This is a genomic window from Streptomyces sp. NPDC014889, assembly GCF_043081205.1.
In the GTDB taxonomy this organism is placed as follows: Bacteria; Actinomycetota; Actinomycetes; order Streptomycetales; family Streptomycetaceae; genus Streptomyces.
The window spans coordinates 16,591-37,982 of record NZ_JBIBWH010000027.1; the positions used below are offsets into that span (position 1 = coordinate 16,591).

A 21,392-nucleotide genomic window follows, 5' to 3' on the forward strand; every position below is an offset into this window, starting at 1 on the left:
ACAACGCGATCACCGACTCTTCCGCGATGGGCGGAGCAGATGCCGCAGTCGTGCGCCTGTGCCGGGGAAGCGGTGAGCCGGTTCGAAGCAGCGCTTGACAACGATGCCCTCGCTCCACACCTGTGCCGATCAGCGGGGTAGGACGCCGAGGTCTGACACCACTGACACTCATGAACCGTAAGCGCCGTGCGGGCGAGGACTGATACAGAGAGGTGTCCAGATGAAAGCGATTGTGGTGACGGACCAGGCCGCAGGAACGGCCGGGATGACGCTGACGGAGCGGCCCGAGCCGGAGCCGGCCATAAACGATGTCGTCGTTCGGATTCATGCGTCGGGATTCGTCCCGACCGAGATGGCGTGGCCCTCGACCTGGACCGATCGCCTCGACCGCGACCGAACACCGTCGATCCCCGGACATGAGCTGGCCGGAGTGGTCACCGCCCTCGGCTACGGCACGACGGGTCTCTCGGTGGGACAGCGCGTGTTCGGCCTCACCGACTGGCATCGCGACGGCACCCTCGCCGAGTCCGTGGCCGTCGGGGCACGCAACCTCGCGCCGCTGCCGGGCGACGTCGACTTCACCGTGGGTGCCAGCCTTCCGATCTCAGGCCTCACCGCGTGGCAGGGACTGTTCCAGCACGGCCACCTCCAGGCAGGGCAGAGCGTCCTCGCGCACGGCGCGGCCGGCGCAGTCGGGACGATGGTGACGCAACTCGCCCGTGAGTTCGGCGCCTACGTCATCGGCACCGGACGTGCCGCTGACCGTCAGAAGGCACTCGACTTCGGTGCAATGGAGTTCGTCGACCTCGACAACGACACCCTGGAAGACGTCGGCGGCGTCGACCTGGTCTTCGACGTCATCGGCGGAGACATCCAGAAGCGATCCGCAGGCCTGATCCGGGCTGGAGGAACACTGGTAACCGTCGTTGGGCCGCCGGAGGCGCGGCCCGCCCACGGCCTGGCGATCGACTTCGTTGTCGAGTCCGATCGTGCCCAACTGGGTGAGATCGTCCAGCGGGTGCGGGACGGACGGCTGCGGACGAACATCGGCAACGTCGCGACCCTCGACGATGCCGTCGCCGCCCTCAATCCGACCGAGCGACGCCAGGGGAAGACGATCATCCGCGTTTGTCCGTGAGGACTCGGGCGGCGGGCCCGGTGAAGGAGGGCGGCGCCTCCACGGCGATCTGGGTGTCGTCGCGGTCGCGTCCCAGGGAATGCGGGGCCCGAGCGGCGGCCCATACCGACGTACTCGCACATTCGCTTGTAGTCGCGCTCCGTCTTGGCGAGCATGCCGTCGCGGAGGAGCACGTAGTAGAGCTGGCGCAGGGAAACGTGCGGTCGTCTCGGTAGCGGTTCGGCCGGCGTGAGGTCCACGAGGTCGGGTGTGTCGGCCTGGTCACCCCCTTTTCGCGTTCCTGCACGGCCATCACCACGAGGAACGTGTGGGCGAGCATGGGGGCGAGACAGCCATCCCCTTCGGCGTCTACGAGCCCGGCCTTCCAGGCTCGCTAGCGGTAGCTGTTCGAGCCGCCCGCAGGTCCGCGGTTATCAGCAGGCCGGTGGCGTGGGATCGCCTGATCGCAGGCCTGCAGATGCCGCCTGTGCGGCCGTCGCCACGGCGTCACCAAGTGGTGGGCTTGCCCTTCTGGTAGAGCCACACGCCAAAGAAGCTCGTCAGGTCCATCCCCGACTCCTTCTCCGAGAGCTTGATGAAATCGGTCGTGGTCGCGTTGCCGTAGCGGTAGGCCTGCACCCACTGCCGGAGAATCTGGAAGAACGCCGCGTCGCCCACCTTCCCCCGCAGTGCGTGCAGGGTCATCGCGCCTCGGTCGTAGACCGGGTCACTGAACATGTCGACGACGCCCGGATCGGCGATGGTGATCTTCCAGAAGCTCTGCTTGCCGCCGGCGTACGCCTGCTCGAATAGCTTCTGCGCGGTCATCCCGCCTGTGTGCTCGCTCCACAACCACTCCGAATAGGTCGCGAACCCCTCGTTGAGCCAGATGTCACTCCAGTGCCGCACCGAGACGCTGTCACCGAACCACTGATGGGCGAGCTCATGCGCCATGGTCCCGACGGCGTTGGACGGCACGTCGCAGAAGACCGGCCGGGTCTGTGTCTCGAGTGCGTAGCCGACGTTCGGCGCGTAGTCGATGATCGCACCGGTGGAGGAGAAGGGGTAGGGGCCGAAGGTCTGGCGGTAGTAGTCGATGATGTCCGGAATCTGGGCGACGGCAGCGGCCGACCGTTTGACGAGCCGCGGGTCCACTGCCGTGTAGATCGGGATCCCGCTGGGTGTCGTCGACTCGGTGATCTCGAACTTACCGATGGTCACCGTGGCGAGGTATGTCGCCATCGGCTCGGTGGAATCCCATACGAACGTGGTCCAACCGGAGGCGGTGGTCTGTGAGAGCAATCGGCCATTGCCCACCGCGGTCGTGCCTTCCGGCACGGTCGCGTGGAAGGTGAACGTCGCCTTGTTGGTCGGGTGGTCATTGCCCGGGAACCAGGCCGGCGCCCCCTGCGGTTCCCCGACCACGAAGGCGCCGTCGTCGGTCGGTACCCAACCCTCGATCGAACCGTCCGGGTCGGTGATGACCGGAGGCACCCCCGCGTACTTCACGACTACCGTGAACACCCGACCGGAAGGAAGGCTCGAGCCCGGCGTGATGATGAGTTCCTGCCCGTCCCGCTGGAACCCGGCCGTCGTCCCGTTCACCGTCAACATCGAGATGTCCGGCCCCCGGAAATCGAGGTCGAACCGGTCAAGCTTCTGGGTCGCGACCGCCGTGACCGTGGTGGTCGCATTCATGCGCCGGGTGGCCGGATCATAAGAGAACGCGATGTCGTAGTGCCGGACGTCGAACCCGCCGTTCCCCTGATACCGGAAGTACGGGTCACCCACCCCCGGAGCACCCGCCTCGGACGCACTTCTTCGGGTCTCAGCGACAGCGGAGGGGGTGACCAGCATGAAACTCATCGCGACAGCGGCCGTCACCGCGATCGTTGCCGCGCGGAATCGTCGAAATGCCATGTCTCTCCTTCAGGACGCTGAGTGGCGGGAGCAGTTCGCCGGTCGGTTCACCTTGGGAAACCGGCGCCGAACGGGTCTGTCAACGAACGGTGTAACCAGGAGGGTTGGGTTACTGGCGGGCCGCTGAGAGCCGGTACCGGGCCGTACCCGGATGCCGATCACCGCCAGCCGGTCCAACCCGTCAGCGGGTTGGCGATGCCTACCACCTGGAGGCTCCCGGCGTCCTTCAGCCGCGGCACCCGACAGCGCTCGGAGGAGGCCGTGATGCCCACGTTCGAGGCGATCGGACAGCCCCGCGGAGCGGGCCGGTCCCAGTCCGGATCAGAGGCTCATGACGCCCGTGCGGAGGTCGGACATGTCGAGCAGCGTGTGCTTGCCGCCGATCCGGCCCCAGCCGGTGCCGCGGTTGCCCGCACCGCCGAACGGCATGTTGACGTCCCAGAAGCAGGTGCTGTCGTTGACGACGACCTGACCGACGGCCAACTCCTCGACGAACCGGTACGCCGAGGCCATGTTCTGCGTGAACACCGCGCCCTGGAGGCCGAGTTCGTCGTCGTTGGCGATCCTCAGCAGTTCGTCGTCGCTGGCGCCGGTGATGATCGGCACGACCGGGCCGAAGGACTCCTCACGGGACAGCAGGCTGTCCTCGGGCACCCCGTCCACCACGGTGAACTCGTAGTAGAAATCGGTGGGTTGACCGGGGCGGCGCTGCCCGCCGAGCAGGATCCGCGCACCGCGCTCCCGGGCGTCGGCCATGTGCCGGTCCATCTTGGCCGCGACACCCTCGTTGTTGAGCGGGCCGAGGTTCGTCGCCGCGTCGAACGGGTCGCCGAGAACGACGTCCTCGGCGGCGCGGAGCACGGCCTCGACGAAGCCGTCGTGCGCGTCGGCGTGCACGACCACCCGCTCCGTGGCACAGCACACCTGCCCGGAGCACAGGTACGCGCCGTACACCGCGGCGCGGGCCGCCGCGTCCAGATCGGCGTCGGCGAGCACCACCAGCGGTCCGTTGCCCGAGCACTCCATGAGGGAGCGCTTGAGCCCGGCGGCGGCCGCGACCTTCGCGCCGGTCGCGGAAGAGCCGATGAAACCGATGGCGTCGACACCGGGGTGGCGCACGAGCATGTCCCCGGTCGCGCCCTCGCCGGGCAGGACGTTCACCAGGCCTGCCGGTACTCCCGCCTCGACCATCGCCTCCATGGCCTTCAGCACGGTCAGCGGGGTGTTCGCCGGCGGTTTGACGACATGCGCGTTGCCGGTGGCCAGGCCGGGAGCGACGAACTCGGCGAGCATCAGCAGCGGGAAGTTCCAGGGCGTGATGATGCCCCAGGTGCCGACCGGCCGGTAGAAGGTCCACATCCGCTTGGTGCTGTCCGTGGACGGCATCGTCTCACCGTGCAGCCGCACCGCGTCCTCGGCGTGCAGATGGAACAGCTGCGCCGCCTCCTCGACGTCGGCGACCGACTCGGCGAGCGGCTTGCCCTGCTCCAGCGTCTGCAGACGGGCCAGTTCATCCACCCGGGCGGACAGCGCGTCGCCGACACGGTGACAGATCTCCGCACGCTTCCAGACGTTGACCCTGGCCCAGGCCTGCTGTGCCTCGTTCGCGGCCTTCACGGCGGCGTCCAGGTCCGTGGCGGAGGGGAGCGGGACGGTACCGATGTGCGCGCCGGTGACCGGGCTGATGACGTCGTAGGTCTCGGTACCGGTGCTGTCGGCGTAGTCGCCATTGACGAAGAACGGGTGCACGGCAGACATGAAGAACCCTTCTGGTGCGGAACGGGGAGAGCGCGGCGGAAGAGTGGTGCCCACACCATCGGGTGAGCAATGAAAGGCTGTCAATAGGCCGGAACCCGCAATTCAAAGGCCCGTTGATTGCTGAATCAGTGGGCTCAAGCCATTGACACTGCGAAATCGGTGGCCATACGGTGCGGGGCTCATGGGCCCGGCTCTGCCGCGGGCACGCCTCCCCGTTCTCCCTTACCGGCCCTTCCCAACCGGCTCTTCCACCCGGCTCTGTCACCGCTCTCCGTCCGAAGGAGACACCCATGTCCGAGCAACCCGCCCTTGCCAAGAAGATGCGCTGGTACGACGGCTTCGCCATGTCACTGACCATGCCGGCCGCGCTCATCGCATCCCTCGGGGCCTCCATCGGAGGGCTCGGCGCATGGGGCGCGATCGCCCTGTGGACGGTGTCCATGGTGCTGGCCACCGCCACCAACTGGATCTACACCGAGATGGCCGCGATGTTCCCCGACTCCTCGGGCGGTATCGCGCACTATGCCACCGAGGGCTGGCGCAGCCGCGCCCCCGTCGTCGGGGCCCTGGCCGGCATCGGCTACTGGCTTCCCTGGACGACCGCCCTGTCGGTGTACGCGGGAATCATCGGCTCCCTGGTGCAGGCGCAGTGGTTCCCCGGCCAGACCTGGACGCTCGACCTGGGCGTGGCGGAGCTGAGCCTGCCGATCGTGGTGGGACTCGTCGTCATGGGACTGCTGTACGCGGCCGCGATGTACGGCCTGCACGCGGCGATGTGGGTGGTCTACGTGACCGGCGGGATCCTGCTGATCCCACTCGCGGTCTTCATCGTAGGGCCGTTCCTCTCCGGTGACTGGAGCACGGCCGGCCTGCACTGGAACCTGCACGGCACGAGCGGGCTCCGCGAGGCCCTGGTGTGGCTGTACATCATGGCCTGGACCTCCTTCGGCGTGGAGGTGTGCGCGACCTTCGCCCCCGAGTACAAGGAAACCGTGCGGGACACCTCCCGGGCGCTGCGAGCGGGAGTGCTGTTCTGCCTCGGCGTGTTCATCGTGCTGCCGCTGGCGCTCTCCGGCTACGTCGGTGAGAAGAAGATCGGCCAGGACCCCACCGCCTTCTACGTCGGCGCCTTCCACGACCTGGTCGGCGGCGCCGCCGACCTGATGATCGTGTTCCTCATCGCCTCACTGCTGCTCATCATGATCACCGGACTGGCAGACGGCTCACGGGTGCTCTACGACATGGGCCGACAGGGCGTGACCATCCGCCAGGTAGGCGTGCTCAACCGGCGCGGTGTGCCCGCTCGCGCGCTCACCGTCGCCCTGGTGATCAACGTGATCGTGCTCGTGGTGCTCAAGACACCGCTGGCGATCATCGTCACCGGCAACCTGGGCTACATCCTGACCCACATCCTGGCGATCTCCGGTTTCGCGATGCTGCGCCGGGACCGCCCCGACCTGGCACGCCCGATCCGGCTTCCCGACGTCTTCGTGCCGCTGGCCTGGTTCCTCACCGCACTGCTGGCCGTCATCCTGGTCGTCGGCGCCACCGGCTTCTCCATCACCGGCTACGGCGGCTTCAGGGAACTGGCCATCGCCCTGGGCGTACTGGCCGCGGCGGTCGTGCTGTGGGAGTACCGCCGCCGCGTCCAGGACCGGGCCGCCCAGGAACCGGCCGACGAGTCCGCCATCCCCGAGGAGGGGGAGGAAGTCCCTCGCCTCTGAACTGCACGGTGCTGTGACCGTCAGGTGGCGGTCGTCGCACCGCCACTCGCCTCCTCCGGACTTTCCGCCGGATCCCGCGTCCCGCTCCCGTCCCGAGCCGTGCCGTACGCACGGCGTCACGCACCACCCAACCCCCCAACGCGTCCCCAGACCGGCGGGTTCGTGCTTCGCAGCCGCCACTCACCGCTCCTCTTCACAGGCAAGGACTTCGGCATGGCAGGTTTCCAGGGTCGCACCCGTCTCAGCACCCACATGCGCGCGATGTTCTCGGCACACCACGAAGCGGCCCGCACCGGCGTGCCAGTGGAAGAGATCCAGGGCAGGCGGGCCGCCGCCGCTGCCGAGGGCGCGAGCCGCAGGCAGTTCCTGCGCGGTGCCGCGGGTGGCCTGGCGGTCGCCGCGGCCGGCGGGCTCGGCGTCCGCTCGCTGCTCCAGGCTCCGGCGGCCAACGCGGCCACCGCACCCAGAGTGATCGTCGTCGGAGCCGGCCTGGCCGGTCTGCGGGCCGCCCACGACCTGTACCGCAGGAAGGGCATCGCCGCCACGGTCTACGAGGGCAACTCCCGCGCCGGCGGCCGGTGCTGGAGCCTGCGTGACTTCTTCGACGCGGGCCATGTCGTCGAACACGGCGGCGCCTTCATCAACACCGACCACACCGCGGCCCGCAACCTGGCGGCGTCGCTCGGCCTGACCCTGCGGGTCGTCAGCGGCGGCAACACGTCACCCTACGGGGACAAGTACTGGATCGACGGGGCGCTCTACAGCACCAAGGACGCCAACGCCGACTGGAAGGCGGTGCAGCCGAAGTTCGCCGCCGAACTTGCCGCCGCGCCCTATCCGCAGACCTACGCCAACTACACCGCCCGCGGCCGCCAACTGGACCTGATGACGGTCGACGAGTGGCTGGCCGCCAACGTCCCCGGCGGCCTCGGCAGCCGGTTCGCCAAGCTCATGCAGTCCAACGTGCTGTCCGAGTACGGCCTCGACCCCGGCCGGCAGTCCGCCCTGAACCTGATCTACCTGCTGGGCTGGAACACACCGGGCTCCATCACCCCCCTCGCCGGCGACGACGAGAAATACTCAATCGTCGGCGGCAACGACCAGCTCGTCTCCGGGATGATCAGCCAACTGCCGCCCGGCACGGTGCAGTACGGCAAGAAGCTCACCGCACTGCGGTCCAACGCCGACGGCACGGTCACCTGCACCTTCAGCGACGGTCTGGCCCTTTCCGACGTGACCGCCGACAAGGTGGTCCTGGCCCTGCCGTTCATGACACTGCGGGACTGCGACCTCACCAGGGCCGGATTCTCCACGCGGAAGACCCAGGCGATCCAGCAGCTCGACCTGGGCACCAACGCCAAGCTCCACGTGCAATTCACCAGCCGGCCGTGGGTGGCGCAGAAGTACGGCGGCGTCGCCTACGCCAACCCCGACACCCTGCAGACCGTCTGGGACGACAGCGTGGGCCAAGCCCTGCCCCAGGGCGTCCTGTGCCAGTTCCCGGCCGGTTCCGCCGTGACGAGCGGCTGGACGGGAGCGGCCTTCGGCACCGCCCCGGCAGCGCAGGTCAGCACCTTCCTGACCGGAATGGAGCCGATCTTCCCTGGAGTGACGGCCGCCTACAACGGCAGGGCATACCGCGACGTCTGGTACCTCAATCCCTGGTCCAAGGGCGCCTACAGCTGCCCCCAGGTCGGCCAGTACACGACCCTGTGGGGCGCCCAGCCCGGCACCGAGGGCAACGTACACTTCGCCGGCGAGCACACGTCCCTGGACAACTACGGCTTCCTCGACGGCGCGATCGCCTCCGGCGAGCGGGTGTCGAAGGAGATCGCCCCCTGACACCGGCACGAACCATGGCGTGGCCCCGGAGGGAGTCTCCGGGGCCACGGCCCCACCCCAACCGGACTTTGTGACCCGGCCTTCACCGTGCTTGCCGCGTGTCAGGGGCGCGGGTGCGCTCTTCGCTGGGCTGGGGAGGGCCACGCGGACGTCGACGAGCCCGTCGAGACCTTCTGCTCGATCGCCACTCCCCTCGCCGTCTCCGAGGCGAGCCGGCTCACCTCGACCGAGCTGGGCGGCATCCTGAACCAGCTCGTCGCCAAGGAGAGCGGGACGGTCGCCACGGACCTCCGTGTCCTGGCCGCGTACCACAACGGTGACAACAGCCTGGCGTCCCAGGCCGACACCGTGCGCCCCAAGGTCGCTCGCTGGCACCGCGGCAGCTGGCAGACCTCGACGCGCTGCTCGCCCTGAGAACGCAATTGCTCAGCGTGTTCTTTATGACTGAGCAGGTTTCGCTCGGTGATGGTCTCGGGTCGTTTCGCGGCATTGCCCACGTCGAAGCGGGTGGCGAGGCGTCGGTTCTTCGAGCCACGTGGTCGCCCAGGGCCGGGAGCTGAGGGTTTCGGTGCACGGACCGGACAGGCAAGATGCGAGCGGGGGTTCCGAAACCCTGCGCACGTCGATGTCCTCGCTGCTCAGGCCGGTGGCAGACGGCCACAGCCAGACGGGCAGCGGTTCGTGTCCGCCTGGCAGCCGGTTGACGCGGAGGCAGATCAACGTGCCCTTGATGACGGGGAGTTCACCGGCGTGTTCGATCCATGCCGAGCGGGTGGTCGGGCGGGGGTGGATGCGGTCCCCAGGCCACTGCTCGGGCGGTGCCGTACCGGTCGGTGACCTACACCGTGGCCGCGTCCGGATCGACCCAGGTCTCCGGCTTGGCGAGCCGAACTCCTTGCCGTGCATCGGGGGCCGGCCACCCTGCGGCGGGGGAGATCCAGAGCACTGGGACGGGCTTGCGCACCACTCGATCCGTGCGCGAGCGTCCGAGTACTTCGACTGGAAGCCCCCGCAGGAGGTGGGCCATGCGCGGGGGCGTCGAAGACGATGCGAATGTCTCGGCCGCCGACGTGCCACCGGCCCATCTCTATCAGGTCGGTGACCACCCGGCGGACCTGGGCGGCGGTGACCGCGGCGACGTTATCGGCCGGACCGAGACGGACGGCGTCCAGGAGCTGGCACCAGGAGGTCCGGCCCGATTCGACGGCGGCGACGAACGAGTACTGACAGCCGGGCACGAACTGGTCCGCGAACAGGCCGCCGCGGCCGTAAACGTGACAGAACAGGCGGTCCGCGCTGGTCGGCGCGTCCGGGCGGGGCCAGTTACTGACGTCGACCGCCAGCACCAGCTGCCCGTCGGCGGCCTGCGGCATCGGTAAACCCGCCAGTACGTGCCGCAGCCGGGGCACATCCACACTTCCGCAGACCAACGCGTCGTACGTAGCGCCGTGCCCGCACCCGTGAGCACGTACAGCGGCCTACGCCGGACGGCCTGGTCCGGCTGACCTGCGACGGGATCCTGCGCCTGCGCCTGTTCATCAGTGTCGCTGTCCGGCCGGGCCAACGGCACCGCCGAGGCGGGGGCCGTCGCGGATCCGCGGGATGTGGACGCACGGTCGGCGCCTGGGGATGCGGCGCAGCCGAAGTCGCAGGTTCCGGTGTGGCGCCAGGGGCAGGCCCGCGGCCGGCTGGCCGAGCCGGCGCCGGGGGGCAGTTCACGCCGGCTGAGGGCGTTGCCGGGCCAGGCGGCGACTTTGCATCAGGTGGGCGAAGAGGCACTCGACGATCCACCGTTTGGGCAGCACCATGAAGTCGCGCATGTCGTCGCTGCGTTTGACGATCGCCAGGACCAGGGCGAACGTGGCCAGACAGTGCTCGACGAGGTTGCCGGTGTAGCCGCCGTCGGCCCAGATGAGGTTGAGGCGGTGGTGGGCGTCGGGCCACCTGCGCCAGCAGTTCCTTCGCAGCGTTGCGGTCGCTGACATCCGCGGCGGTGACCATCACGGCCAGCAGCAGGCCGAGGGTGTCGACCACGACGTGCCGCTTGCGCCCGTTGACCAGTTTGCCGCCGCCGAAGCCACGGCTGTCGGCGCCGACGACGGCGTCCGCCTTGATGGAGTGGGGGTCGAGCACCCCGGCCGTCGGCTCCGCGTCCCGGCCCAGCTTCTCGCGGACCTTCGTCCGCAGCCGGTCGGGCGTGGTTGCGCCAGCGGCGGAAGAACGCGTACACCCGGTCCCAGGGCGGGAAGTCGGCGGCATCGCCCGCCACTTGACTCCGTTGTCGACGAGGTAGCGGACCGCATCGAGCATCGTGCGGTGGTCGGATACCGGCGCACCCGATCGGGATGATCGGCCGCATTGCCGTACACGTGCGCGAGGCAATCACACGACGGAGCAGCCGAGTTGAACTGGCCGGGCTCGGACGCGTACAACAACGACACCAGGGCCTCCCGGCATTGCTCGGTTCGATTCGCATCCCCGAGCTACCGAGAGGCCCTGCCGTCATGCGCATACCACCGGAAGATCACCCCGGGCGGGAAACCTGTTCGACCCGCACGTTCCATGAACGGCTGGGGGACGGCTTCTTAAACCGGTGCCGCTGCCGGCGACCCTGTCGGGCAGTCCGAGGGGAGCAGTCGGATCCCTCAGCGTTCACGACGAAACTGATCCATCGGAGAGCCGGTGATCAAGTAGGCTCTCTGCCGGCATTGGATCATGTCCATGACCTTGGGAGCCCTATGGGGAAGATCTCGACCGTTGTCACGGCCACGGCGGCCTGCCTGACGCTCGGCGCTACAATGACCGGCTGCTCGGGCGACGCCGCGACGGACGAGCGCTCCGCCCAGCAGTTGCTCGACGACGAGTACAAGACGATGAAGTCGCTCAGGTCAGTGACCATCGACGGGGAAACCACCGTCACCGACGGGGAACATTCCACCAGTCTTCTGACGACCGACCTCAAGAGCACCTGCACAGTCAAGTCGTCCTGGGATTCAGGAGCCACGTTCGAACAGATCCGGATCGGAGAGACGGACTACATCCGGCCGAACCGCGCCTACCTCGATCAGTGGTCGGGGCAGGAGACGCCGAGTGCGGCGGAGCAGGACCGCTGGATCAAGAAATCGTCCAGTGAGTCGGTGCCTGGCGACGGGCTTTCCGACTGCACCTGGTCGTTCGACGCGTTCGGCAAGGCGAAGAAGAGTGAACCGACCGAGGTCGACGGCCGCCCGGCCATCGCGCTGGTGGTGACCGACGTGGAGGACAAGGGCGGCACCTACACGTTCCACGTCGCCACAGAGGGCAAGCCCTACCTGCTCAAAGTCGAGTACAAGGGCACCGACTTCCGCACCACAACCACCTTCAGCGCCTTCGAGGAACCCCTGAAAGTGGATCCGCCGGACGATGACGCGCTGTTGGACCTGAGCGGCCGCGGCGGCTGAGTAGGTCCCCCGAGCCGTACCCGGCTCCGGTCGGCCGCGGTGTCCTCTCCCTGCCGAGCAGCCTGTTCAACGACACTCAAGGTGCCGACATCGGGGGCAAGTTGACGTAATGCTGTGTGCGGACAGTTTCGGGTGCATGCCAGTGAGCGACGACCGTTTGGTTGGCGGCGACACCTTGCCGATGCGAGGGCATGCAGAAGGGCCGAGATCCGGCTGCAGGCGGGCGAGATCGAGTGCCCGGATTGCGCGGGTGTGCTCGCGCCATGGGGCTGGGCAAGGCATCGGGTGCTGCGGGACGCGAAAGGCGCGGTGAGGGTGCGGCCGCGGCGGGCTCGTTGTTCGGGCTGTGGGGGATCGCATGAGCTCCTTCCTGTGTTCGTGCTGGTGAGGCGGGTCACCTGGCGGATGTGATGCGGGCTGCGCTGCTGGCGAAGGCAGCCGGGTCGGGGGTGAGGACGATCGCCGCCCGGCTTGGGCGTCCGGTGGAGACGTTGCGGGGCTGGCTGCGGCGCTTCGGCCGGCGGGCTGAGGACGTTCGCGTGTACTTCACGGTGCTGCTGGTCGACACCGACCCGGATCCCGCTCCCGCCGGCGCTGTCTGTGAGCGGATTCGCGGACGCGGTGGCCGCCACGGTCGGGGCCTGAAAGGCCGCCGTCTCGCGCTGGCCGGACTTCGGCAAGGTGTCGCCGTGGCAGCTGGCCTCCGCTGCGAGTCGGGGCCGGTTACTGTCGCCCATCTGGTGTTGATCACCGATCAACACCAACTGCCTCTGCCCCTGGGCGGGTTGTCCCTGGCAGCCTCGGCGGATCCATGTCCATGACGAGGTGCCAGGAAGGTGGTCGTGTCGAACGACGACGAGGTTTGGACCGAGAGAGCCCGACGTATCGGCTGGACCGCTGGATCCTGGAGTGGCGCCAGGGCGGCTTCGATGCGCTGGTGCCGTCCCCGCACCAGTCCCAGCCCCGCACCCGACCGGAAATGGTCGAGCTGGCCATGGCCTGAAGAAGGAGAACCCGGACCGCACGGCCGCGCGGGTCCGCCGGATTCTGCGGGCCCAGCTCGGGTGGGCGCCGGACGAGCGCACTCTGCAACAGATGTTCCACCGCACCGGCCTGGTCGCGCTCAGGGCGGCCAAGCCATCTGGCGCCTTCGGCCGATTCGAGACCGACCGGCCCAACGAACTGTGTGGCGCTGACGCCCTGCACGGGCCGCGGATCGACGGCCGCAAGACGTACTTGTTCGCCTTTCTGGCTGCCCCGCGCGGATACCCGCGGGCGGTCAACAACCTCTCCCTGCAGGCTCTGGTCGCCGCGTTCGCCACCGGCAAGAACCTCGTCGACGAGGCCGCCGCCCGCGCTGCCGTGAGTGAGTCGTCGGCGACTGAGTTTTCGAGCCCGCGTGCATGGGCGCTGCCGAAGGCCAAGCTGATCTGGGGATGGCCCCACGTGGGGGCAGATGAAATCGGTTGCGGCGGGAACCGTGAGTCCGGTGAGGATACGTCCATGGACGGTGCAACAGACGATGTGAACCAGGCGACTGCGGGCGAGTTGCAGCTCATGGACCCGCATCTCCGCGCCTCTCGGGAACGCGCCGCGCAGCTTCTCGATCCAGAGTTCGTCGAGGTCGGCGGGTCGGGGCGGCGATGGACATATGAGGCCATGCTCGCCGAATTGCCTGACGATCCGGGCAGTTCGGGCGGACGGTCCCCGCTATGAGCCCTCGGAGATCTCGGGAGTGCTGCTCGCGCCGGGCCTGGTGCATCTGACCTTCGAGACCCTGCTCGGCGGACACAGGACCAGGCACAGTTCGATCTGGCGCAAGAGGGACCACGCCACAGGCTGGCGGATGTACTACCACCAGGCCACGCGAGTGCCGCCCGAAGTGGCTCAGGACCACCGGCACCTCACCGACGAAAACGACACCTTGCCGACGACCGCCCCGCCGGAACACCCACCGGCGGGGCGCCGCCGTCACAACTCGGCGGCACCGTGAACGCCTCCTTCGTCGGCATTTTCAACGCCGGGCAACAAGCAGCCCCAGGCGGGCCTTCCGCATCCCCGAGCTCCGAGATGCCCTGTCTCCATGCGCGTACCGCCGGTAGATCACCCCGGCGGGAAACCTGTTCGACCCGCACGTTCCATGACCGGTTGAGATACGGCTTGTAAGGCGCGCAAGGGGGCCTGGCAGAGCGGCCTCGGGAGGCAGCCGCATGGCGGTGCCGCGGTTTCAGCAATCTGTGCAGTACGGGCCGGCGGGCGCCTGCGGAAAAGTCCGAGTGTCCGTCCAGCCACCCGCAGAGCCGTTCGGCCAGTATGACGTCTTCGGAGAACAGAGCGTGCCCGTGATCAGGGCATCGTTCGTTGGGATCCCAACCCCACATGCGGCCTTCTGGGGTGCTGTAGTCGACGAGGGACCAGATCGCGCAGCCCCACGTCAGGAGCGGTACAACAGACGGCGGATGGTTGGGGATTCCCCGCCAGCCCAAGTACTCTTCCAGTAGCCGGCCGCTGTCGCTGAAGCTGTAGGTCGTGTCAGTGAGGGACAAAGCCTCACCCCAGCGGCCGAACCCACCGTCGGCGACTTCGAGATAGATCCGCTTGAGGAGCAACGGCATCGGATGCCCCACTGCGGTCTCAAGCTCGGCCACGGCCTCCGGCGGCGCGGGTGGCGGCAACTCGCCAGCCGCATCCTGCTCTCGGATCCTGCGGATGATGTCGTTATCGGTCATGTCGGCATTCGTAGCAGCTGCCACCGACAGCTTGCCCGGGCTGCCCGAGGCAACTGATTGCGGCCACCGTTGATCAACGTGAGTTGTGTGGACTGACGAAGAGACGGTGGCCGCAGGTCACAGCATAGATCCCGCGCGTTGGCGGGTGGCGTTCGAGGGCCTGATGGGGCGGATCGCGGGCCGGTTCAAACGGGTTGAGCCCCTGCGCTGGCCCGCACGGCATGCAGCATCTGCTGCGCCGGGCCGTCTGGGAGGCCGACGCTGTCTGCGATGTACGCCAGCGTGCCATTGGGTTGATGGGGGCGTGCGTCGTGCCCGGGGAGACAAGTTGTCTTCGTGGACGTGGCGTTTGACAGTGCCGCTACGGCTGCTGCGTCTGCGGGCTGGGCGCCGGCGGTCCCTCCGGCTGCCACATCGCATGGCCGGGGATCACGAGCATCTGGAGGCGCAGGCGGCGCCGGGAGTCCGGACCTGTCACGGATGCTGGGCGAGGTCGAGGCGCACTACGAGGACGAGAACGCTCCGGGTGCCCCGGAGCAGATCCGGGCTGCTTGGGCCGAGTCCCTGTGGCCACGGTCCTTATCGCGCGTGGGACGACGGCGAGCCGCTCGGATTCGCGTCCTACAGCTGGCTGTGGCCCGCTGCGGGCGCCGAGGTCTCCCTCTACCTGAAGGAGCTGTTCGTCAGGGTGCCGTACCGGCGGCACGGGGTCGGCGCCGAGCTGATGGACGCCGTGCAGGCAGCCGCCGCCGGGCTGGGCTGCTCCCGTCGGAGTGGACCGCCGACACGGACAACGCCACGGCCCTCGCCTTCTATGAGGCGCGCGGGGCCCGGCGGAACGACGGCAAGGTCATGTACCGAGTGGAGGTAGGCCCTCGGGGAGGATCGCAGTAGAGCGGTGATCTCGATTCCGGTTCATCGGCTGGAGGGACGTTGCCGCGAGGATGAGGGGGCGCCTTCAGTGCCGCGCTCCGCTCGTCGGTGGCCTTACTGATCGCCGCCGCGTCCCGTCGATCTTCCTGGCGTGCAGCGACACTGACACAACCTCGTCGTGCTCGCCCCCGGATTCGCCAACGGTGTCCTGTGTCCAACCATGATTGTGCCCGGCCTTGGTAGAGCTCAGGTCAGGCGCGCGTCCGGGGCGAACTCGCCGGCGTTCATGCCTGTGACGAAGGAGCTCGAGGAACTGCGCGGGAACCTGATGGCGCCAAGGTGGTGAAGGCGGGCATGCTGTGGTGGACCGCCTCGCCGTGCCGCGAGCGGAGAAGGGGGAACCAGTGTCCACAAAGTCCATCGAGGTGCCGGTGATCGCCGGCGTGGTCGGAGGCCGCAAGGGGCGGCTCGGCGACTTCAAGGGCGGCGTGGAGTCGATCATTCGACTGCGCCTGAAGTACCCGGAGGAGACCCTGCAGTGTGCCGAGGAGTTCTCGCACCTCCAGGTCACCTGGTTCTTCAACTTCGGCTCTCCCGAAGACGTCGCCCTCCACGTGTGCAGCCCGCGGGACAACCCGGCACGGCTGGCCACGGGCACCTTCGTGCACCACAACCACCGGCGCCCGGCCCGCATCGCGGCCTCGTTCCCACGGTTGCTTCGCGTCGACTGACGGGACCTGTACGTCACCGACCTCGACGCCGACGACGGCACGCTGGTTGCGGACCTGGTGGCGGTCTTCAACGAGTTCCTGCCGTGCGGCACCCTCACTCAGCCTGCGTGGCCCAGCGAGATGCTGAAGGACTACTGGGGGGACGCCGTCGAACGCTGACTCGGGGCATCCTCTGCACCTGAGACTGGCGGCCGGCTGGGACGTAGCCGCCCGAGCGGGCGCCAATCACAGCTGTTGCGCAGGGCGTCGGCAGGCACTCATCACCCGGTGTCTCCGACGGCGACGGTCGGCCAGGCTCCACCTGGTGGAGCCGTCTGCTCACCGCGGATCAGCAGTAGATGGGCGACGGCTTCGGTCAGCTGACTGCGCCGGTGAGCTGCTACGGCCTTGGGGCCGAGGTGCGACGGGGTGGGAAGTACGACCCCATAGAACCGAGTGGCCGAGCGAAGCTACCGGCTCTGCGGGCCGGGCCAGCACCGGCAGGCCCCGCACTGCCCGCCGGCCATGACAGCGGTGATCCGCGACAGCGCCCGGATCCGCCACGTCGTCGGCCCGCCCGCCCTCTTCCCCCAGCCACCCACCCACCAAGGTCGCCTCGTCGGCTGGGAGACGTCGAACGGGCCGATGAGGTCGCACACGCACGCCTCGCCGCCCTAGTGGGAGGCGATCAGCGACAGCACTCGCAGCCGGATCGGGTCCGACAGCGCGTGAAGCTCCTTTGGCGTGAGCCGCTTACGGGGCGGGGGTGATGCGGACGGTCGCCGAACGGGGGCCGCGTGCAAGCATCGGCTCCAGGTATGGGCTGGGCGCGTACTTGGTGCGGTAGGCGTCGTCGATGGCGTCGAGGACGGAGCCGTCGGCGGATTCGAAGCGCACCTGGTACTCGGTGCCGGCGATGCGGATGCGTCCGCCCTGCTGCGTGATCGCGGCCCGGTACCAGCGGGAGTCGGGGCCGTTGTAGGGGCGGGCGTAGAGGTCACCGCCCGTGATGACGGACCAGATCCAGGTGGGGGTGCCGTAGGTGACGCCGTCCTCGCGGAACGGTGAGATGTGCAGGTCGTCTGCTGCTGCGAACGAGCGCAGCCTTGCCTGGTCCCAGGTGCTCATGATGGTCTCCGTGACGGGTCGGGGACGGCCCGGCGCCGGGGTGCGGTGGTGCGTGCGTGCCGCACCCCGGCGCCAGGTGCCCCGGTTGGAGGGGCGGTCAGTGGGTGGTGTATCCGCCGTCGACGGGCAGGGCGACGCCGATCACGAAGCTGGCGCCGGGGCTGCACAGCCACAGGGCGGCGGCGGCGACTTCCTCGGCCTGGCCGAGGCGCCCGATGGGCTGCTCGCTCGTGATCGCGGCCATCGCCTCGGCCTGCCCCTCGAGCATGTCGGCGACCATCGGGGTCTCGATCACGCCGGGGCAGACGGCGTTGATGCGGATGCCCTTGGGCGCGTACTCGACCGCGGCGCTCTTGGTCAGGCCGATCACACCGTGCTTGGAGGCGTGGTAGGCGGCGCGCTCGGGCAGACCGACCAGCCCACCGAGGGAGGAGCAGTTGACGATCGCGCCGGAGCCCTGGGTGCGCATCTGGCGCAGCTCGTGCTTCTGGGCGGCCCACACGCCGCGCAGGTTGACACCGTTGACGCGGTCGAAGTTCTCGGCCGTCTCGTCGGCGGCGTCCGAGGGCGGGACCTGGATACCGGCGTTGTTGAAGGCCATGTCCAGGCGGCCGTAGGTGTCCACCGCGCTTTGGACCATGGCGGCGGCCTGGTCCTCGTCGGTGACGTCGCACACCACACCGATGGCCTGGTGCCCGGCGTCGGTGAGTTCCTTCGCTGCCGTCTGCACGGCAGCCTCGTTCACGTCGGCCAGTACGACGGCCGCGCCGGCCTGGGCGAAGGCGCGGGCGGCAGCCAGTCCCATGCCGGAGGCCGCGCCGGTGACCAGGGCGACCTGGCCTTGGAAGTTGTACTGCGGGTTCATGCTCAGGGGTCCAATCTCTGTGGCAGGCGGGCCGGCGTTCGGGGCACCGCCTCGTGCAGGGGGCGTGTCAGCCGCCCTTCTTGGCGCGGCGGATGTGCCCGATGGTTGGTCAGGGGCGCAGGAGGGGTCTTGATGGCGCGGCGCTCGTCCATGGCCCGATAGCCCTCGGCGGCCTGCTCCAGGGGGAGTTCGAGGTCGAAGACCTTGCCCGGGTTGATCCGGCCGGCAAGGACGCGCTCGATGAGGTCGGGCAGGAAGGCGCGGACCGGGGCGGGGCCGCCGCGCAGGGCCACGTGGGAGAAGAACAGCTTCTCGCCGTCGATCTGCACGCCGTGCGGGACGCCGACGAAGCCGACATGGCCGCCGGGGCGGGTGGAGTGCAGGGCCTGCTGCATGGACTCGGGGTTGCCCACGCACTCCAGGACGGCGTCGGCGCCGATGCCGCCGGTCAGCTCCTTGACCCGGGCAGCGCCCTCGTCGCCGCGCTCGGCGACGACGTCGGTGGCGCCGAACTCGCGGGCCAGCTGCTGGCGCGGCGTGTGGCGGGACATGGCGATGATTCGCGTCGCCCCGAGTTCCTTGGCGGCGATGACCGCGCACAGGCCGACCGCTCCGTCCCCGACCACCGCGACGGTGTCACCGGGCTTGACCTGGGCGGCGACAGCCGCGTACCAGCCGGTGCCCATCACGTCGGAGCAGGCCAGCAGGCTGGGGATGTGCTCCTCGGCCACCTCGCCGGGGACTGGACGAGGGTGCCGTCGGCGAGCGGGACGCGGACGTACTCGGCCTGGCAGCCGCCGACGAACTCGCGGTGCAGGCAGTTGGTCTGGTAGCCGTTCTCGCAGTTGAGGCAGGTGTTGTCGGAGGCGAAGAACGAGCCGATCACGAGTTGGCCGGGTTTGAGGCTCGTCACCTCGCTGCCGACCTCTTCGACGATGCCGACGTATTCGTGGCCGCCGGGCGTGGGCTGGGCGATCTCGTTGATGCCTCGGTAGTCCCACAGGTCCGAGCCGCACACACAGGTGGCGACGGTGCGGATCACGGCATCGGTGGGCTGCTGGAGGGCGGCCTTGGGCCGGTCTTCGACCCGTACGTCGCGGGGGGCATGAAGCACAGTTGCGCGCATGATTCTTTCCGTAATCGCGAGAGGAGGAGTGCGGGGCGCTGGATGGTTCCGGGCGCCCGAAGAAGGTCAGGAGGGGCGGGCGGGGCGGCGGGGGCCCGAGTACTCGTCGTCCGTGGGGTAGAGGGCGGTAGGGCGAATCAGTCGTCGCTCAGGACACTGCGGCGCGGACATGACCTTGGGCCATCCGGCGTAGAACGCCATGTGGTGATCGGCACGATCAGCTCCTTTGTCGCTGAGCCCGTTCTCGCAGGCCTTTCCCCAGGCGGAAGGCGAGTGGTTCGCCGCAGCCGCCGGTGATCAGGTCGGCCATCGTGACCAGGCTCCGGTCGCGCGGGGACAGGTCGGCTTTCTCCCACACCTGCTCGAACAGCACCTCCTCGCTGTATCCCGCCAGTGCGGGGGCAAGGTCCCCGGACTGTTGACGCGGCCCTTCGGGTTGCTTGTCTTCCGCCATCACTGACTCCTTTCCGTGCGCAGGCCCAGGGCGTTCCCGTACTCGCGGGGAAGGGCATCGCCTTCCATTCCGCCTTCCCCGGGCGGTGTGTGCCACCTGGCGCAGGGGCGGCCGTCTGCTGGCCTGGTATCGATGAAACGGCAGGTCACGCGCGTGCGGAAGGACCCGCTGTTACATGTACTGGCAGGGCGCCCCTCACGCGCCGCGATCGTCGTAGCCTCGAAGACATGGACAACCGAAGCGAGGTCCGCGAGTTCCTCACCAGCCGCCGCGCGAAAATCACGCCGCAGCAGGCGGGCCTGCCGGCCGCCGGTCACCGGCGGGTCAAGGGGCTGCGCCGCGAAGAGGTCGCGATGCTCGCCGGGGTCAGCGCGGAGTACTACGCCCGCATGGAACGCGGAAACCTCTCCGGCACCTCCGAAGCTGTCCTGGACTCCCTGGCCCGTGCGCTGCAGCTCGACGAATCCGAGCGTGCCCACCTCATGGACCTGGCCCGGACCGCCAGCACCACCCGTCGGCCCGCACGCCGCCGCACGGCACAGCCCATCCGGCCCGCCCTGCAACAGCTCCTCGACGCGATGACCGACGCGCCCGCCTTCATCCGCAACGGCCGCCTCGACATCCTCGCGACCAACCGTCTCGGCAAGGCCCTGTACTGGCCGCTGTTCCAGGACCCCGCCCGGCCGGTCAACATGGCCCGCTACCAGTTCCTCAACCCCGGCGCCGAGCAGTACATGACCGAACTGGACCACCAAAGGGCCGCAGCCGCAGCCCTCCTGCGTACCGAGGCCGGACAGGACCCGTACAACCGCGACCTCAGCGACCTGATCGGCGAACTCTCCACCCGCAGCGAGGACTTCCGTTCGTTGTGGGCCGCACACAACGTGCGCCTGCACCACACCGGTCTCAAGCGCTTCCGTCACCCCGCCGTCGGCGACCTCACCCTCGCCTTCGAAGCGCTGCCCGTACCGACCGACCCCGGTCTGACCCTCACCGCCATGAGCGCCGAACCCGGCACCCCATCGGCTGACGGCCTCAAACTCCTCGCCAGTTGGGCCGCCACACTCGACGGGAACCACCAACCGGCCAGCGAACCTACCAACGACCAAGGTGCCACACACCGGCCCTGAGCGTTCGCCCGGCAGCACGTGAGGGTCTCCGCCACTCGCTCTGTGATGCGCGAGTCTTCAGGCTTCAGGCGTGGTGGTGCATTGTGAGGCGGGGTTCGTTCTCGGCGGCCCGGCACAACCCTTCGTACAGGCCCGCCCGCCCAGGTCGAGGGGACGTCGGCGGCGGCATGGGCATCGCGTGGCGCGGCCATGCGCACGGCGGCGCGGGCCTGTTCGGGGCCGAGGATGGGACGCAGCGCCGACTCGCTGACGGACAGCGCGGCACCGGACGGCCGGTGGCGAGCAGCGCGCTCGAGGAGGGTGACCTCGCGGCCTTGTCTGGCCAGCGCGATCCCCGGCCATCAGTCCGGCCAAGGAGCCGCCGATGACGAGCACGCGGGCGGTCGAGGCCGCATCGGGGCTCATGGAGTCCTTCCTTGCAGAGGGTGGGGAGTTGGGGGGGGGGGGGGGGGGGGGGGGGGGCGGGGGGGGGGCGGCCCCCCCCCCCCCCCCCCCCCCCCCCCCCCCCCCCGCCCCCCCCCCCGCGCCGGTCAGGCCGCGTCCTCGGCGGGTCGTTCTCCCGTGGATCGTTCCCGC

General features: G+C 69.0%; 15 protein-coding genes and 6 pseudogenes. 10 read left to right on the forward strand and 11 right to left on the reverse strand.

Translation table 11 applies throughout. From position 1 onward, the window contains the following. The first annotated feature begins 220 nt into the window (after positions 1 to 220). Positions 221 to 1,138: an NADP-dependent oxidoreductase gene (locus ACF09J_RS34505; RefSeq protein WP_392309411.1), complete on the forward strand. Its 918-nt coding sequence runs from the start codon at positions 221 to 223 to the stop codon at positions 1,136 to 1,138. Between the two features lie 486 nt (positions 1,139 to 1,624). On the opposite strand, the gene ACF09J_RS34510 is transcribed toward ACF09J_RS34505, so the two are convergent. Together ACF09J_RS34510 and ACF09J_RS34515 are read right to left on the reverse strand one after the other, a co-directional pair. Then, positions 1,625 to 3,037 (reverse strand): M1 family metallopeptidase, encoded by a 1,413-nt coding sequence (locus tag ACF09J_RS34510; protein WP_392309412.1) that lies wholly within the window; start codon positions 3,035 to 3,037, stop codon positions 1,625 to 1,627. 321 nt (positions 3,038 to 3,358) lie between these two features. Next, on the reverse strand, positions 3,359 to 4,795 hold the full coding sequence (locus tag ACF09J_RS34515) for an aldehyde dehydrogenase family protein (RefSeq protein ID WP_392309413.1): 1,437 nt from the start codon (positions 4,793 to 4,795) through the stop codon (positions 3,359 to 3,361). Positions 4,796 to 5,085: 290 nt separating this feature from the next. Between ACF09J_RS34515 and ACF09J_RS34520 the strand changes: the two genes are divergently transcribed. The 3 genes from ACF09J_RS34520 to ACF09J_RS34530 all read left to right on the forward strand — a co-directional run bounded on the left by ACF09J_RS34520 (position 5,086) and on the right by ACF09J_RS34530 (position 8,775). Beyond that, positions 5,086 to 6,519 carry an APC family permease gene (locus ACF09J_RS34520; RefSeq protein ID WP_392309414.1) on the forward strand — a complete coding sequence of 478 codons (1,434 nt, stop codon included), beginning with the start codon at positions 5,086 to 5,088 and terminating at the stop codon, positions 6,517 to 6,519. Between the two features lie 213 nt (positions 6,520 to 6,732). Next, entirely contained in the window at positions 6,733 to 8,361 is a 1,629-nt protein-coding gene (locus ACF09J_RS34525) for a flavin monoamine oxidase family protein (RefSeq protein WP_392309415.1), read from the forward strand. Between the two features lie 87 nt (positions 8,362 to 8,448). Then, a complete protein-coding gene (locus ACF09J_RS34530) occupies positions 8,449 to 8,775 on the forward strand; it encodes a hypothetical protein (RefSeq protein ID WP_392309455.1) in 327 nt (108 codons plus the stop codon). 32 nt (positions 8,776 to 8,807) lie between these two features. On the opposite strand, the pseudogene ACF09J_RS34535 reads toward ACF09J_RS34530, so the two are convergent. From ACF09J_RS34535 to ACF09J_RS34545, 3 genes and pseudogenes are all read right to left on the reverse strand, one after another. Beyond that, a pseudogene (locus tag ACF09J_RS34535) lies at positions 8,808 to 9,833 on the reverse strand (transposase); the annotation flags it as partial. Positions 9,834 to 10,076: 243 nt separating this feature from the next. Beyond that, entirely contained in the window at positions 10,077 to 10,346 is a 270-nt protein-coding gene (locus tag ACF09J_RS34540; protein WP_392309456.1) for a hypothetical protein, read from the reverse strand. 7 nt (positions 10,347 to 10,353) lie between these two features. Then, positions 10,354 to 10,671: pseudogene (locus tag ACF09J_RS34545) on the reverse strand (IS5/IS1182 family transposase); the annotation flags it as partial. Between the two features lie 428 nt (positions 10,672 to 11,099). On the opposite strand from ACF09J_RS34545, the gene ACF09J_RS34550 reads away from it, so the two are divergent. The 3 genes and pseudogenes from ACF09J_RS34550 to ACF09J_RS34560 form a co-directional block, all read left to right on the forward strand. Further along, a complete protein-coding gene (locus ACF09J_RS34550; protein WP_392309416.1) occupies positions 11,100 to 11,801 on the forward strand; it encodes a hypothetical protein in 702 nt (233 codons plus the stop codon). 862 nt (positions 11,802 to 12,663) lie between these two features. Next, complete coding sequence (locus ACF09J_RS34555) at positions 12,664 to 12,804, forward strand: hypothetical protein (protein ID WP_392309417.1); 141 nt, start codon at positions 12,664 to 12,666, stop codon at positions 12,802 to 12,804. 500 nt (positions 12,805 to 13,304) lie between these two features. Further along, positions 13,305 to 13,680, forward strand: a pseudogene (locus ACF09J_RS34560) (DUF4440 domain-containing protein); the annotation flags it as partial. A 25-nt stretch (positions 13,681 to 13,705) separates the two neighbouring features. On the opposite strand, the gene ACF09J_RS34565 reads toward ACF09J_RS34560, so the two are convergent. Next, on the reverse strand, positions 13,706 to 14,530 hold the full coding sequence (locus tag ACF09J_RS34565; protein ID WP_392309457.1) for a hypothetical protein: 825 nt from the start codon (positions 14,528 to 14,530) through the stop codon (positions 13,706 to 13,708). A gap of 418 nt (positions 14,531 to 14,948) precedes the next feature. Here ACF09J_RS34565 and ACF09J_RS34570 point away from each other — a divergent pair, with 418 nt between their 5' ends. Beyond that, the gene (locus ACF09J_RS34570) at positions 14,949 to 15,401 is read left to right on the forward strand and encodes a GNAT family N-acetyltransferase (RefSeq protein ID WP_392309418.1); all 453 of its coding nucleotides are present in this window, start codon (positions 14,949 to 14,951) and stop codon (positions 15,399 to 15,401) included. A gap of 406 nt (positions 15,402 to 15,807) precedes the next feature. Further along, positions 15,808 to 16,293 (forward strand): annotated as a pseudogene (locus ACF09J_RS34575) (TrmO family methyltransferase). A 437-nt stretch (positions 16,294 to 16,730) separates the two neighbouring features. Here ACF09J_RS34575 and ACF09J_RS34580 read toward each other — a convergent pair. From ACF09J_RS34580 to ACF09J_RS34600, 5 genes and pseudogenes are all read right to left on the reverse strand, one after another. Further along, positions 16,731 to 16,838 (reverse strand): annotated as a pseudogene (locus ACF09J_RS34580) (ArsR family transcriptional regulator); the annotation flags it as partial. Between the two features lie 28 nt (positions 16,839 to 16,866). Next, positions 16,867 to 17,241: a DUF2255 family protein gene (locus ACF09J_RS34585; RefSeq protein ID WP_392309419.1), complete on the reverse strand. Its 375-nt coding sequence runs from the start codon at positions 17,239 to 17,241 to the stop codon at positions 16,867 to 16,869. Positions 17,242 to 17,338: 97 nt separating this feature from the next. Next, positions 17,339 to 18,106, reverse strand: coding sequence for a glucose 1-dehydrogenase (locus ACF09J_RS34590; protein WP_392309420.1), 768 nt, complete (start codon positions 18,104 to 18,106; stop codon positions 17,339 to 17,341). A gap of 125 nt (positions 18,107 to 18,231) precedes the next feature. Beyond that, a pseudogene (locus ACF09J_RS34595) lies at positions 18,232 to 19,232 on the reverse strand (zinc-dependent alcohol dehydrogenase family protein); the annotation flags it as partial. Positions 19,233 to 19,449: 217 nt separating this feature from the next. Beyond that, entirely contained in the window at positions 19,450 to 19,686 is a 237-nt protein-coding gene (locus ACF09J_RS34600) for a carboxymuconolactone decarboxylase family protein (protein WP_392309421.1), read from the reverse strand. Between the two features lie 227 nt (positions 19,687 to 19,913). On the opposite strand from ACF09J_RS34600, the gene ACF09J_RS34605 reads away from it, so the two are divergent. Further along, on the forward strand, positions 19,914 to 20,816 hold the full coding sequence (locus ACF09J_RS34605) for a helix-turn-helix transcriptional regulator (protein ID WP_392309422.1): 903 nt from the start codon (positions 19,914 to 19,916) through the stop codon (positions 20,814 to 20,816). The last annotated feature ends 576 nt before the right edge of the window (positions 20,817 to 21,392 follow it).

Excerpts from the sequence above, each read along its gene's own strand:
- ACF09J_RS34505 (WP_392309411.1), top strand. The coding sequence starts at position 221 with ATGAAAGCGATTGTGGTGACGGACCAGGCCGCAGGAACGGCCGGGATG.
- ACF09J_RS34510 (WP_392309412.1), bottom strand. The coding sequence starts at position 3,037 with ATGGCATTTCGACGATTCCGCGCGGCAACGATCGCGGTGACGGCCGCT.
- ACF09J_RS34515 (WP_392309413.1), bottom strand. The coding sequence starts at position 4,795 with ATGTCTGCCGTGCACCCGTTCTTCGTCAATGGCGACTACGCCGACAGC.
- ACF09J_RS34520 (WP_392309414.1), top strand. The coding sequence starts at position 5,086 with ATGTCCGAGCAACCCGCCCTTGCCAAGAAGATGCGCTGGTACGACGGC.
- ACF09J_RS34525 (WP_392309415.1), top strand. The coding sequence starts at position 6,733 with ATGGCAGGTTTCCAGGGTCGCACCCGTCTCAGCACCCACATGCGCGCG.
- ACF09J_RS34540 (WP_392309456.1), bottom strand. The coding sequence starts at position 10,346 with ATGTCAGCGACCGCAACGCTGCGAAGGAACTGCTGGCGCAGGTGGCCC.
- ACF09J_RS34550 (WP_392309416.1), top strand. The coding sequence starts at position 11,100 with ATGGGGAAGATCTCGACCGTTGTCACGGCCACGGCGGCCTGCCTGACG.
- ACF09J_RS34565 (WP_392309457.1), bottom strand. The coding sequence starts at position 14,530 with ATGACCGATAACGACATCATCCGCAGGATCCGAGAGCAGGATGCGGCT.
- ACF09J_RS34570 (WP_392309418.1), top strand. The coding sequence starts at position 14,949 with ATGGCCGGGGATCACGAGCATCTGGAGGCGCAGGCGGCGCCGGGAGTC.
- ACF09J_RS34585 (WP_392309419.1), bottom strand. The coding sequence starts at position 17,241 with ATGAGCACCTGGGACCAGGCAAGGCTGCGCTCGTTCGCAGCAGCAGAC.
- ACF09J_RS34590 (WP_392309420.1), bottom strand. The coding sequence starts at position 18,106 with ATGAACCCGCAGTACAACTTCCAAGGCCAGGTCGCCCTGGTCACCGGC.
- ACF09J_RS34600 (WP_392309421.1), bottom strand. The coding sequence starts at position 19,686 with ATGGCGGAAGACAAGCAACCCGAAGGGCCGCGTCAACAGTCCGGGGAC.
- ACF09J_RS34605 (WP_392309422.1), top strand. The coding sequence starts at position 19,914 with ATGGACAACCGAAGCGAGGTCCGCGAGTTCCTCACCAGCCGCCGCGCG.